The sequence below is a fragment of the Caballeronia temeraria genome, from assembly GCF_001544795.2.
GTDB lineage: Bacteria > Pseudomonadota > Gammaproteobacteria > Burkholderiales > Burkholderiaceae > Caballeronia > Caballeronia temeraria.
The window spans coordinates 89,746-103,816 of sequence record NZ_FCOI02000013.1 but is presented as its reverse complement, the minus strand read 5'-3'; the positions used below and the strand labels follow the sequence as shown (position 1 = coordinate 103,816).

At 60.9% G+C, this 14,071-nt stretch carries 10 protein-coding genes; 2 read left to right on the top strand and 8 right to left on the bottom strand.

All coding sequences use genetic code 11. From position 1 onward, the window contains the following. Positions 1-148: 148 nt before the first annotated feature. On the top strand, positions 149-622 hold the full coding sequence (locus AWB76_RS19655) for a ferritin-like domain-containing protein (RefSeq protein WP_061161811.1): 474 nt from the start codon (positions 149-151) through the stop codon (positions 620-622). 66 nt (positions 623-688) lie between these two features. Here AWB76_RS19655 and AWB76_RS19650 read toward each other — a convergent pair whose 3' ends face one another. Then, positions 689-1,345: a peroxiredoxin gene (locus AWB76_RS19650; RefSeq protein WP_061161810.1), complete on the bottom strand. Its 657-nt coding sequence runs from the start codon at positions 1,343-1,345 to the stop codon at positions 689-691. A 453-nt stretch (positions 1,346-1,798) separates the two neighbouring features. Here AWB76_RS19650 and AWB76_RS19645 point away from each other — a divergent pair, with 453 nt between their 5' ends. Further along, on the top strand, positions 1,799-3,307 hold the full coding sequence (locus tag AWB76_RS19645) for an amino acid permease (RefSeq protein WP_061161809.1): 1,509 nt from the start codon (positions 1,799-1,801) through the stop codon (positions 3,305-3,307). Between the two features lie 34 nt (positions 3,308-3,341). Here AWB76_RS19645 and AWB76_RS19640 read toward each other — a convergent pair whose 3' ends face one another. The 7 genes from AWB76_RS19640 to AWB76_RS19610 all read right to left on the bottom strand — a co-directional run bounded on the left by AWB76_RS19640 (position 3,342) and on the right by AWB76_RS19610 (position 13,937). Beyond that, entirely contained in the window at positions 3,342-5,342 is a 2,001-nt protein-coding gene (locus AWB76_RS19640; RefSeq protein WP_061161808.1) for an acyl CoA:acetate/3-ketoacid CoA transferase, read from the bottom strand. A 96-nt stretch (positions 5,343-5,438) separates the two neighbouring features. After that, positions 5,439-7,364, bottom strand: a complete 1,926-nt coding sequence (locus AWB76_RS19635; RefSeq protein ID WP_061161807.1) for a potassium transporter Kup — start codon at positions 7,362-7,364, stop codon at positions 5,439-5,441. 122 nt (positions 7,365-7,486) lie between these two features. Continuing rightward, positions 7,487-8,323, bottom strand: a complete 837-nt coding sequence (locus AWB76_RS19630; RefSeq protein WP_061161806.1) for a shikimate dehydrogenase family protein — start codon at positions 8,321-8,323, stop codon at positions 7,487-7,489. Positions 8,324-8,406: 83 nt separating this feature from the next. After that, positions 8,407-9,141: an ABC transporter ATP-binding protein gene (locus AWB76_RS19625; RefSeq protein WP_061161805.1), complete on the bottom strand. Its 735-nt coding sequence runs from the start codon at positions 9,139-9,141 to the stop codon at positions 8,407-8,409. Positions 9,142-9,757: 616 nt separating this feature from the next. Continuing rightward, the gene (locus tag AWB76_RS19620; protein WP_061161804.1) at positions 9,758-11,701 is read right to left on the bottom strand and encodes a branched-chain amino acid ABC transporter ATP-binding protein/permease; all 1,944 of its coding nucleotides are present in this window, start codon (positions 11,699-11,701) and stop codon (positions 9,758-9,760) included. A gap of 10 nt (positions 11,702-11,711) precedes the next feature. After that, positions 11,712-12,584 carry a branched-chain amino acid ABC transporter permease gene (locus AWB76_RS19615; protein ID WP_061161803.1) on the bottom strand — a complete coding sequence of 291 codons (873 nt, stop codon included), beginning with the start codon at positions 12,582-12,584 and terminating at the stop codon, positions 11,712-11,714. Between the two features lie 141 nt (positions 12,585-12,725). After that, positions 12,726-13,937 (bottom strand): ABC transporter substrate-binding protein, encoded by a 1,212-nt coding sequence (locus AWB76_RS19610; protein ID WP_374729937.1) that lies wholly within the window; start codon positions 13,935-13,937, stop codon positions 12,726-12,728. Between the last annotated feature and the right edge of the window lie 134 nt (positions 13,938-14,071).

The following is a 14,071-nucleotide window of genomic DNA, read 5'->3' as shown; positions in this document are numbered from 1 at the left end:
GGGAGCGCATCTTGCGCGCCCCGACGCCGCAGTTTTCGCCTCGCATGCGCCGATCGCGTGACTACAATGAGTGATGCCTGTGCATGCGTGGAGTCATGGCCACTCCGTCTCGCGGAGCGCGCCTGACGTTGAAAAAACGGAGGCAGGAATGGCAGAGCTCGAAAAGGAAAAGGTCGTCGGCGTCCTGAACAAGATTCTCGAATCCGAACTGGCGGGCGTCGTGCGTTACACGCACTATTCGTTTCTCGTCTACGGCTTCGGACGCATTCCCATCGTGTCGTGGCTGCGCGCACAGGCCGATGAATCCCTCATGCACGCGCATCAGGCCGGCGAATGGATCACGACGCTCGGCGCGTATCCGTCGCTGGAAATCGGCCCGCTGCTCGACAATCACACCTTCGACATCGCAACGATCCTGCGCGAATCGCTACAGGCGGAAAACGTCGCGCTCGATCATTATCGCGAGCTGCTGACGCTCGTGGAGGACCGCTCGGTTGCGCTGGAAGAGTATGCGCGGCAGATGATCCAGGTCGAGGAATTGCACGCAGGCGAAGTGGACAAGATGCTGCGCAGGCCGGGCGAAGTCGAAACATCGCCGGAGCGCCGCACGGGTCACAACTGAGCGGACATGAAAAACGCCGGTCCGCATGGCGCGGGCCGGCGTGTTCAGGCTCAGGCGGCGTCCGGGTTACTTCGGCTGCGCCACCGTGCGCAGATAAGGCTTCAGCGTCTTGAAGCCGTCGGGGTACTTCTTCTTCGCGTCGTCATCGGACACGGACGTCGGGATGATCACGTCGTCGCCCGGTTTCCAGTTCACCGGCGTAGCGACCGTGTGCTTCGCGTTCAGTTGCAATGCGTCGAGCAGACGCAGCACTTCGTCGAAGTTGCGGCCCGCGCTCATCGGATACGTGAACGTGGCCTTCACCTTCTTGTCCGGACCGACGATGAACACCGCGCGAATCGTGGCGTTGTCGACCGCCGTGCGCGGGCTCGCGCCGCTCGCGTTCGGGTGGATCATGTCGTAGAGCTTCGCGACGTTGAGATCCGCGTCGCCGATCATCGGGTAGTTGACCGCCGTACCCTGCGTCTCTTCGATGTCCTTCGCCCACTGCGCGTGATTCGTCACCGGATCGATCGAGAGGCCGATCACCTTCGTGCCGCGCTTGTCGAACTCGGGCTTGAGCTTGGCCATATAACCCAGCTCGGTGGTGCAGACCGGCGTGAAGTCCTTCGGATGCGAAAACAGGATCGCCCACTTGTCGCCGATCCACTCGTGAAAGCGAATCGTGCCCTCGGTCGTCTCTGCCGTGAAATCGGGGGCTTCATCACCAATGCGTATAGCCATATCAAATCTCCACGTGAGGAAAGTCCGGTGAACGTCCCGACACAAGGAACGGATTCCGGGTTAAAAGTCGCAACTGCGAATCCGATTATAGTGCGCGGCGCACCAGTGCCTCGAGCGGTTGGGGTATGTCCTTGGGTGCCGTGTGGTCTTGCGCCGCGCCGCGAAACGCCGCAGCCACAGGTCGTAGCGACGGGTCGCGGCACGCTTCCTGCTGCTCACCCGCACGCCGCGAATAAGCTTATGCGTAATCGATCTGTTGGACATGTTGCGCATCGCGCGGCGCTCGAATTCCTCGGCAAAATCTGCTATCACAAAACGGCAATACGTCAGAACGAACGTGCAGGTGTGAAGCGGCAGGCATGCGGATCATCCCGCATTTGAACGGGCGACAGACTTCGCCGCGCCACGGGGCACGGCCACGCTGTTGCCGCACAGGAGGCGATCGTGACCGTCATGCAAAGAAAGTCTGTCGCTGCGCTGCAAAGCGAAGCGGCCGAAAGCGAGGAAGTGCTTCAGGAACACGGCGGCCATTCGCTGAAACGTTCGCTCACCGCGCTCGATGTCGTGATGCTCGGCATTGGCTGCATCATCGGCGCGGGGATTTTCGTGCTGACCGGCCACGCGGCTGCAACCAATGCCGGTCCCGCGATCATCATTTCCTTCGTGCTGGGCGCGATCGTGTGCGCGCTCGCGGGCTTGTGCTATGCAGAAATGGCATCCACCGTGCCGGTCTCGGGCAGCGCCTACACGTACGCCTATGCGACGATGGGCGAACTGATCGCATGGCTCATCGGCTGGGATCTGATACTCGAATACGCGGTCGGTGCGACAACGGTCGCGATCGGCTGGTCCGGCTATGTCGTGAGCTTTCTGCATTCGCTCGGCATCGACATACCCGAGCAGCTCGCCAAAGCGCCCTTCGCTTACGATCCCGGTCATGGCTGGAGTCACGCAGGCGCGATCCTCAACGTGCCCGCGATGGTGATCGTCGGGCTCATCACGATGCTGCTCGTCGTCGGCATACGCGAGTCGGCGCGCGTGAACAGCTTCATCGTCATCATCAAGGTGATGATCGTGCTGGCGTTCATCGCGGCGGGCATCGCTTATGTCGATAAGAGCCACTGGGTCACCGCGCAGAACCCGTCGGGCGCCTTCATTCCGCCGAATACCGGCGAGTCGGGCGTGTTCGGCATGAGCGGCGTGCTGCGCGGCGCGGCGGTCGTGTTCTTCGCGTATATCGGTTTCGATTCGGTATCGTGCGTCGCGCAGGAAACGCGCAATCCGAGACGCGACATGCCGATCGGCCTGTTAGGTTCCCTCACGATCTGCACGATTCTCTATGTGCTCGTGTCCTATGTGCTGACGGGCATCGTGTCGTACGACAAGCTGAACGTGTCGGACCCGATCGCCGTCGGCGTCGATGCGATCGGCATGCGCTGGCTTTCGCCCATCGTGAAGCTGGGCGCGATCTTCGGCCTGACGTCGGTGATTCTCGTGTTGTTGCTGTCGCAACCGCGCATCTTCTATTCGATGGCGAGAGACGGACTCTTGCCGCAGTTCGCATCGAAGATTCATCCGCGCTTTCATACGCCGTACATCACGACGGTCATCACCGGTCTCATCGTGATGGTGCTTGCGGGACTGCTGCCGATCGGGCTTGTCGGCGAACTCGTGAGCATCGGCACCTTGTTCGCGTTCATGGTCGTATGCATCGGCGTGCTGGTGCTGCGCATCACGCAGCCGAATCTCGAACGCGCATTCAAGACGCCGGCGGTCTATGTCGTCGCGCCGCTCGGGGCGCTGTCCTCGCTCTTTCTGATGTCGGGCCTACCCGCCGATACATGGATACGGCTCATCGTATGGATGGCGATCGGCATCGTCATCTACTTCGGTTATGGCATTCGTCATAGCCGCTTGCGCAATCAACGCGAGACCGCGCCGGGCAGCACCGCGCGCGGATGACAGCAAAAGGCCGCTTTTATAAGCGGCCCCTTCTTCATTCCGACGCGCGTTTCGCCTCGTGTTCGCGCGCTTCTTCCGGACTCTCGTAGATATACGGCGCGACGCCGCGACGCTTCAATGCGTCGCCGAGTTTCAGACGCAGGAAGCTGCTCGTCGTATAGCGCGTCACGCGATCGTAATGGCCATTGACGAGCTTCGTGACCATTTCCGAATAGGCGTCGAGCATGTCGGGGCGAATCGAAAAGTTATCGTAATTCACGATCGCATGCGGCTTCGTCTCCACGCCCGACAGTTGCTTTTCGACTTCGCGGCGTATGGCTTCGACATCGCTCAGGCTCTTCACTTCGTGTCCTTCGAAGTTGATGAAGAAGAGATTCTTTTCCGGGTCGTAGCTGAAGCGCTCCGACAGATCGAGCCGCAGCAGGATGTCGCGCAGACCCATCGGTGCGTCGCGGAAGATGCGTTCGTCCATGAGACGCGGCGGCGTGTCCATGATCGGAGTGAAGCCCATCTGCGCGATGATGTCCCGTTCGATATCGATACCCGGCGCCACTTCCGTCAGCGCGAGTCCTCTATCGGTGAGTTCGAACACGCAGCGCTCGGTGATATAGACCACGGTCTGCCCGCGCTCGGCCGCATAACGTCCGCTGAACGTGCGATGCTCGACTGTATCGACGAACTTGCGGCAATCGCCTTCACGGCGAATCTGAAGCTTGCCTTCGACGATTGCAACATCCAGCTTGCCCGCGTTGAACGTGCCGACGAACACGACCTTCTTCGCCGCCTGACTGATGTTGATGAAGCCGCCCGCACCCGCGAGCTTCGGCCCGAACTTGCTCACGTTGAGATTGCCCTCGCGGTCCGCCTGCGCGAGACCGAGAAAGGCGATATCGAGTCCGCCGCCATCGTAGAAATCGAACTGATACGGCTGATCGATGATCGCCTGCGTGTTCGTCGCCGCGCCGAAGTTGAGCCCGCCCGCCGGAATGCCGCCGATCACGCCCGGCTCCGTCGTCATCGTGAAGAGGTCGATCACCTGCTCCTCGTTCGCGACGCTCGCAATGCCCTCCGGCATGCCGATGCCGAGATTCACGACGCTGTTAGCCATCAGTTCGAAGGCCGCGCGCCGCGCGATGATCTTGCGTTCGGTGAGCGACATCGGCGCCACAGAACTCGCGGCCACACGCAGCTCGCTCGAAAATGCCGCGCTGTACTGCTCGCCGAAGGTCTGCCAGTGATTGTCGGGTTTCGCGAGCACGACGCAATCGACCATCACGCCGGGAATCTTTACCTGACGCGAATTGAGCGTGTTCGATTCCGCGAGCCGCTCGACCTGCGCGATCACGATGCCGCCCGAGTTGCGCGCGGCCATCGCGATGGACAAGGCTTCGAGCGTCAGCGCTTCCTTTTCCATCGTGACATTGCCGTTGAGATCGGCGGTGGTGCCGCGCACGATCGCGACATCGATCGGAAACGTTTTGTAGTACAGATAATCTGTGCCATCGATCGGCATGAGCCGCACGAGATCTTCCGTCGTGCGCGCATTGAGCTTGCCGCCGCCGTTTCGTGGATCGACGAAAGTGCCGAGTCCGACCGTCGAGAGCTGTCCGGGCCGATGCGCGGCGATATCGCGAAAGAGTTGCGAAATCACGCCTTGCGGCAAGTTATAGGCTTCGATGCGGTTCTCGATCGCCATCTTCTGCAAGCCCGGCACGAGTCCCCAATGACCGCCTATCACGCGTTTGACGAGGCCTTCACGCGCCAGATGGTTAAGACCCTTGCTACGGCCATCGCCTTGTCCTGCTGCATAGACGAGCGTGAGATCCGCGATGGGATCGCTGCCTTCCACGAAGCGTTCTTCCAGCGCGATCGCCACTTCCTCTGCAAAGCCGATGCCGACGAAACCGCTCGTCGCGATCGTGTCGCCCGAGCGGATCAGGCGCACGGCCTCGCGCGCGGATACGATCTTGCCGCGCTCGACGAGTCGTGCAGTCGATGGAAACGGATGGCGGGTCGTCGTGCTGCTGGCGGTCATGGGTTCTCCTGTGTGCCGCATTTCTTATCGTGAGTCTTGCTCGATTTTTTGCCGCCTGCTTGCGTGGAATGCACGCGTATCAGCCTATTTGCGCCGTCATATCTCGACGCGCGCGCCCAGTTCGATCACGCGATCGGCCGGTAATCGCAAATAAGCGGCGACGTTGCCCACATTGTGCAGCATGATCGCGAAGAGCCGTTCGCGCCATAACGCCATGCCGGTGCCGGGTGTCGGCACCACGGTCGCGCGCGACATGAAGTAGGAGATCGTCGCGCGGTCGAACTTGAGGCCCGCGCCACGGCACTTTTCGAGCGCGGCGGGAAGATCGACTTCGTCCTTGAAACCGTAGTTCACCGTCACCTGAAAACAGCCGTTGCCGAGCGTTTCGATCGACACGCGGCGCGCTTCATCGACCCACGGAACGGGTTCGGTCGCGACCGTCAGAAACACCGTGTGTTCGTGCAGCACGCGGTTATGCATGAGGTTGTTGAGCAGCGAATGCGGCACGCCGGTCGGATCGTTCGACATGAAAATCGCCGTGCCTTCCACACGCGCCGGCCCGCGCGCGAGCAGGTTGGCGAGGAAAGGTTTCAGCGGCATCGCGCCCGCGCGCACGCGCGCTTCCTGGATCATCATCTGCGCGCCGCGTCCCCATGTCGCCATGATGGTGAACATCAGCAGGCCGATCGCGACCGGAAACCAGCCGCCGTCGGCAATCTTCAGGCAATTCGCGGAGAAGAACATCGCGTCGATCACGAAGAAGAACAACGTCGAAAAGACGCACAACACCCAGTTGTAATGCCACGCATAGCGGATCACGAAGAAGGTCAGCATCGTGGTGATGAGCATCGTGCCGGTGACGGCGATGCCGTATGCGGAGCCGAGCGCCGTCGACGAGCCGAAGCCGAGCACGGCGGCGACCACCGCGAGCAGCAGCGTCCAGTTGATGCCCGGCACATAGATCTGCCCGATTTCCCTCGCCGATGTGTACACGACGCTCATGCGCGGCAGGAAGCCGAGCTGCATCGCCTGCTTGGTCATCGAATAGGTGCCGGAGATCACGGCTTGCGATGCGATCACCGTCGCGATGGTGGAGAGCACGACCATCGGATAGAGCATCCACGAGGGAAAGAGCCGGTAGAACGGGTTCTGCAATGCGGAGGGATCGGCGATCAGAAGCGCGCCCTGACCGAGATAGTTGAGCGCGAGCGCCGGAAAGACGATCGCGAACCATGTGAGGCGGATCGGCCGCGAGCCGAAGTGCCCCATGTCGGCATAGAGCGCTTCGGCGCCTGTCAGCGACAGCACGACCGCGCCCAGCGCAACGAAGGCGAGCCAGCGATGATGCACGCAGAACGCGAGCCCCGCGAGCGGATTGAGCGCCGCGAGAATATGCGGCGATTCCTTGATGTTCATGAGACCCGACACGGCCAGCACGATGAACCACAGCACCATCACCGGCCCGAACACGGCGCCGATGCCCGACGTGCCGTGCTTCTGCATGACGAAGAGCGCGATCAGCGCGAGGAGCGTCACGGGCACGACATAAGGCTGAAGACCGGGCGCTGCCACTTCGAGACCTTCCACCGCGCTCAGCACGGAAATCGCGGGCGTGATGACGCCGTCGCCGTAGAAGAGCGCCGCGCCCATCACGCCGACGAGCAGAAGCACGTGCTTGAGCCGCTTCTTCGATTCCACCGACGATGCCGCCAGCGCGAGCAGCGCCATGATGCCGCCTTCGCCGTGATTGTTGGCGCGCAGAATCAGCGTCACGTACTTGAGCGACACGATGATCGTGAGCGACCAGAAGATCAGCGACACGATGCCGATCACGTTCGCGGGCTGCAAAGGCAGGCCGCCTGAAGGATCGAACACGGTCTTGAGCGTATAGAGCGGACTCGTGCCGATATCGCCGTAGACGACGCCGAGCGCCGCGAGCGAGAGCCCGAGCAAGGCCGGATGGCCGTGCGGCTCCGGCACGTGTTTGTCATCGGCCGGCAAGCCGGGTGCAGTCGATCCCATGATTCCTCCCTGCCTTTTTCCGGGCCGCCTGATGGCGGCCTATTTGTCAGAGGATGAGCGTCTGCCTTGCTGTGTCGATAAAAGTATAGAAACGAAGTGCCGTTATGTGCGCGCAAGCTTCCTTACGCGTACTTGATCTGCGCGACGGCGCGCAGATCGTCGGCCGTGGCGGTGCCGTAGCCGAAGAACTCCAGATACGCGGGAATCATTTCGAAAAGCATGTCCGTGCCGACTTGCACAGCGCAGCCCTTATCCTTCGCCGCGCGCAAAAGCGGCGTGTACTCCGACTTCATCACCACTTCGCCGACGAACGTGTCCGGCGAGATGCGATCGATATCGAAGGGCAACGGGTCCGTGTCCTTCATGCCGAGCGGCGTCGCGTTCACGATCACGTCGAAGCCTTGAGGATCTCTCGTGTCGGTTCTTACGATGAGCTTGGGATAGTGCTCGCGCAAACGCGACGCGAGGCCTTCGACAGAAGTTGTGTTGGTATCGAAGATCGCGAGTTCGGCGACGCCTGCCGCCGCGAGCGATGCCGCGATCGGCGAGCCGACGCCGCCGCTGCCGAGCACGAGCACGCGCGCGCCCGCGAGCTTGCGGCCTTTGCGCTCGACGCCGCGCACGAAGCCGGCGCCGTCGAACTGATCGCCGACGAGCGTGCCGTCATCGCGCTTGAGGATGGCGTTGCATGCGCCGGCGATGCGCGCGGTCGGACTCACTTCGTCCATGAGACCGACGGTCGTGATCTTGTGCGGCATGGTGACGAGCGCGCCGCGGATGTTCGTGAGCTTGAACAGATGCGGCAGGAATACGACGAAGTGCTCGGGTTTGACGCCCATCGGCACGACGACCGCGTCGATGCCCTGTTTGTCGAACCAGGGGTTGTAGATCATCGGCGCCTTGAAGGCTTCGGTCGGGTAGCCGAGGTGGGCAATCAGAGTGGTTTTGCCGCTGATCATGGCTGCTCCTGTCAGGATGTCGGACGCGCGCGGATGGCATCTTGATCATGATAGAGCGGATTGCTTCTGCCGCAGTGCGGCAATCAATGACTCGCGCCGAGATAGGCCGCCTTCACCGATGGATCATTGCGCAGTTGTTCGGCTGGACCGTGTGTTGCGACGCGGCCGTTTTCCAGCACGTAGCCGTAATCCGCGACATTGAGCGCGGCGGCCGCGAACTGCTCGACGAGCAGCATCGTGACGCCATCGGATTTCAGGCGCTCGATGATGCGGAAGACTTCATCGACGAGGATAGGCGCGAGGCCCATCGATGGCTCGTCGAGCAGGACGAGATCGGGATTGAGCATGATTGCGCGCGCCATTGCGAGCATCTGCTGCTCGCCGCCCGACAGGGTGCCGGCGAGCTGATTTCGCCGTTCCTTCAGACGTGGGAACAACTCGATCGCACGTTCGAGATCGGCGTTGACATCGCCTTTCGGGCGTGACCACGTGAGGCGCGGGAAGGCGCCGAGCAGCAGGTTATCGGTGACGGACATGGTCGCGAAGACGCGACGTCCCTCGGGAGAATGCGCGAGTCCGAGCCGCGCGATCTTGTGCGAGTCCAGCGAGTCGATGCGCTTTGTGTTGCTGCCGACGCCCATCGTGATTTCGCCTTCGGTCGGTTTGATCATGCCGGAGATGGCGCGCATGGTCGTGGTCTTGCCTGCGCCGTTCGAGCCGATCAGTGTCACGACTTTTGCCTTCGGCACGTTGAGCGAGATGCCGTGGAGGACTTTTACTTTGCCGTAGCCGGCGTGGAGGTTTTGTATCGTCAGCATTTTTTTCGCCGATGGATCCCGTTGCGTTGTTGGTCTATTACCACTGCCCCTCTGCGGGGCGGCAGTCACTTTCTTTGCTGCTGCAAAGAAAGTAACCAAAGAAAGCAGCTCGATACGCCCGCGGTCACACGCAATTTGGGTAGTCCTCTCGTCCTAGGCGGCACTCGCCTAAAGAGTGCCCTCATAGGCCCCACCCGGCTTGGCTCGCGCACGGTCTGTCACATCGCACCGCATAACAAACTGGTTCAGCACCAAATAGCTCCGACCCGCTTCGCGGCCGAGGGGTCCGCGACCACGCCCGCAAACCGATGGTTTCCCTCGCATACCCAGCGGCAGCGCGTAGCGCTGTGCCGGAACTCTTTCGTGCTGAACCAGCGCCCTAAAACGACTAGCCACTCAGACCGTGCGCGAGCCAAGCCCGGTTAGTCCTTCGAGGGCACTCTTTAGGCGAGTGCCACTTTCAACGAGAGAACTACCCAAACTACGTGTGACCGCGGGCCTGAACGAGCTGCTTTCTTTGGTTACTTTCTTTGCAGCAGCAAAGAAAGTGACTGCCGCCCCGCACAGGGGCAGCGCTAATAGACCGACGCGAATACGGGACCCGGCGAAAAAAACCTCAAGCGGTTTGCTCGGCCTTCCCCCCCAAATAAGCCTCAATAACCTTCTCATTGACCTGAATCTCAGAAGGCTTCCCCTCAGCAATTTTCTGCCCGAAATCCAGCACGGAAACCGTGTCACACACACTCATGACCACATCCATGTGATGCTCGATCAATACGAGCGTAATCCCGTGATTCCGCACCTTGCGAATGATCGCCACGAGCTCGCGAATATCCGGCGCGGTCAACCCCGCCGCGGGTTCATCGAGCAGAAGCAGTTGCGGATCCAGCGCCAAAGCACGCGCGATTTCGAGCAAACGCTGCTTGCCATAAGGCAGATTGCGCGCTTCCTCCGAAGCCACATTCTCCAGCCCGACGAAACGCAGCATATTGAACGCACGCTCGCGCGCCGCGCGTTCCTCACGCCGATAGCGCGGACTCATCACGCCGACATCCGCAAAGTTCGACCTGAACGTGTGATGCAAACCGACAAGCACGTTCTCCAGCGCCGTCATCTCCCCGAAAAGCTGCACGTTCTGAAACGTCCGCGCGATGCCCGACAACGCGATCTTCGACGACGTGCGTCCCGCAAGCGATTGCCCTTCGTATTCGATCGCGCCCGCCGTCGGCACGTAGATACCCGTCAGCACGTTCATCATCGTGCTCTTGCCCGAGCCGTTAGGTCCGATGAGCCCATGAATCGTGCCGCGCCTGACGGTCAGGTTCACATCGTTCAATGCCTTCAGACCGCTGAACTGCATCAGCACGCCACGTACGTCGAGGATCGTGTCCGCACCTTGCGCTTCGACCGCGGCAACCGCATCGTCCTGGCGCGTGTGGCTCGCGAGTTCATCGGTATCGACCTTCGTCACGCGCACCCGGCCGAGGTTCAGCGTCTTGCGCACGAAGCCGACGATGCCGTCCTGCAGGTAATACACGACGAGCAGGATCATCAGGCCGAAGATGGTCAGACGCCAGTCGGTCAGCGCATCGATCCAGAACGAAAACACGGCGAGGCCCGCCGTGCCGATGATCGGCACCGCGACGCGCTGGGGCGTCGTCGTCTTCTTCGCGAGCGCGAGCACGGCGCCCGCGACGACGATCGCCGCTAGCGCCGTCGCGACGACGCGGAAGTTGGAGATATCGTCGAGCAGCTTGGGCAACATCACGATCACCGTCGAGCCGATGACCGCGCCCGTGCGCGTCTTGCGTCCGCCCATGATGATCGCGAGCAGGAACAGGATGGTCAGCTCGAAGTTGTACGTGTTCGGCGAAATGTACTGCTCGGAGTACGAGTACAAACACCCTGCGAGGCCCGCGAATCCCGCGCTGATCACGAACGCATAGACCTTGTAGCGATACACCGACACGCCCATGCAATCCGATGCGATCGGGCTGTCGCGCAATGCTTCGAATGCACGTCCGAGATGCGACTTCAGCACACGATGCACGACGATCAACGACACGACCAGCAATGCCGCGACGAGCCAGTAATACTGCACCTCATCGAGCCTGTGTCCGGCGAACATCGGCTTCGGGATCTTGAGGCCCATCGGTCCGTTCGTCAGGAAATCCATCTCGTTGATGAGGATCTGGATGATCGTGCCGAACGCGAGCGTCACCATCGCGAGATACGGGCCGGAAACGCGCAGCGCCGGTAACGCGAGGATCGCGCCGAAGCCCGCCGTCACCAGTATCGAAAGCGGCGCGGTCACATAGAACGGCATGCCGAGCTTGATGAACAGCACGCCCGCCGTGTAGGCGCCCACGCCGAACAAGCCTGCGTGACCGAGCGAAACCTGCCCCGTGTAACCCACGACGATATCGAGCCCGAACAACAGGATCGCGTAAATCATGATGGTTTCGACGAGGTGGATGTAGTACGGGTTGCCCGACACCACCGGGAATATAGCGAGTATGGCGAGCCCGGCAAGCGCCGCGATCCAGTTCTTTGCTTTCATCGTGGCCGCCTCAGACCTTCTTGATTGCTGTCTTGCCGAAGAGACCTGCGGGCTTGACCGCGAGCACGATCAAGAGCAGCACGAGCCCCGGCACGTCCTTGTAGCCGGTGGAAATGTAGAAGCCGGTCGTCGTCTCCGCGATGCCGAGAATCATCCCGCCGACGATGATGCCCATGCCGCTCGACAAGCCGCCGATGATCGCCACGGCGAACGCTTTGAGGCCGAGCACCGCGCCCATCGTCGCCCCGGTCAGTGTCAGAGGCGCGATCAAAACCCCTGCAAATGCAGCGGTCAACGAAGAAAGCGCATATGAGAACGTGATGACGAGTCCGGTGTTGATGCCCATCAGCGAGGCCGCGTCGCGATCGTTCGCGGTCGCGACCACGGCCTTGCCGAAGATTGTCTTGCGGTTGAAGAACTCGACCGCGAGCATCATCACGAGTGCGCCGCCCACGACGAGCAGTTCCATCGGCAGAACGTTCGCGCCGAACACTTTCAACGGCGCCTCGGGCAAGGGCGAAGGAAAACGCAGATCGTCGCGGCCCCAGACGTTTTCCGCGACGTTCTTGAAGATGATGCCGAGCGCGATCGTCGACATGATCCAGCCGAACTCGGACTTGATTCTGATCGCGGGGCGTACGCCGATGCGCTCCACGAACGCGCCCTGGACCAGGCCGAAGAGGCACACGAGCGGGATCATCAGCCAGTAGTTGACGCCGGCCGAAACGAGCGTGAGACCGACGAGTGCGCCGAGCATCAGGGCATCGCCTTGACCGAAATTCAGCGTGCCCGATGTGGCGAACGTGAGTTGATAGCCGAATGCGATCACGGCGTAGATCATGCCGAGTGCTATGCCGCTGTAGACGAGTTGCAGAAGGATCATGGTCGGGTTTTTCTTGTGCAGTTTCTGCGCTTCGAGGGAATCCTGATTTCGTGTCGGTCTATTGGCACTGCCCCTATGCGGGGCAGTGCTAATAAACCAACACGAACACGGGATCCGGCAAAAACCCAAAGCCCAAAGAAATCAATTCGCAGCCGTAGTAGTCTGCTTGGTGCGCAACGTGCCGCCGCCCTTCTTATCCGCGTCGTACGCATAAATCACACGCCCGCTCTTCACCTCCCCGATAACCGGCACATTAGGCGTAATAGCTTCGTGATCGCCCTTCGCGAAGGGCTTGTCGTAGACCATCACGACGCCTTCCACTTTCGTATTCAGGTTCTCGAGCGCTTCCTTGACCTTCGGACCGTCCGTCGTTCCCGCTTGTTTGATCGCGGCTGCAAGCAAATACACCGAGTCATAACCTTGCGCCGCCGAAACCGGCGAATCGATGCGCTCGTTCTTCGGCTTGAATTCCTTCAGATAAGCCTCGATAAAAGCCTTGCGCTTCGGCGTATTCGCCTCCTGAATGAACGTCTGCGGCATGCGCGCGCCCTCGCCATTCGCACCGGCATTGTCGATGTAATTGGCCATCGAAAGCGTCCAGCTGCCGATCAGTGGCACCTTCCATCCAAGCTTGGCCATGCCGTTCGCGATCTGCGCGAGTTCGGGTCCAATGCCATAAGTCAGCACCGCTTCGGCACCCGCTTCCTTCGCCTTCAGCAACTGGGCCGTCATGTCGACGTCCTTGATGTTGAATTTTTCAACGGCGACGGGCTTCACGCCCTTCGCGGCGAGCGCCTTTTCCAGATCTTCACGGCCAAGCTGGCCGTAGTTGGTCGAATCCGCGAGGATCGCGACCTTCTTGAAGCCACGCTTCGTCACCGCTTCCTCGACGATCATCGGCGCCTGGATGCGGTCGGCGGCGGCGTTGCGGAACACGTAGTTATCGGGTTGATCGTCGAATTGCTTCGTCACCACCGTGCCGGTCGCGACGTTGTTGAACACGGGAATCTTCGCTTCCTGGAAGAAGCGCTGCGATGCAAGCGCCACACCCGTATTGATATAGCCGACGACCGCGACGACCTTTTCCTTGTTGATAAGCTCCTGCGCGATCTGCACGCCGCGCTCGTTCTTCGCTTCGTCATCGCGCTCGACGAGCACGATCTGACGGCCGAGCACGCCGCCCGACTTGTTGATCTCGGCAGTGGCGAGACGCACGCCATCGCGCATGCTGACACCCATGGAAGACGAACCGCCCGTGAACGGGCCATCGACGCCGATCTTGATCGGGTCCGCCGCGTGCGCCAACGAGAAAACGCCGAATGCGAGCGCGCTCGCGATGAGCTTCATCTTCATACCCATGTGTGTCTCCGTCGCCTGATTCGTTATTTGAAAGTCCCATGCAACGCACAAAAACACAGTGCAATGCTTTTAAGTGAATCGTGCGTTATCGATTACATGAGCTTTGAGCGAGTTTAGAAAAATGTAAG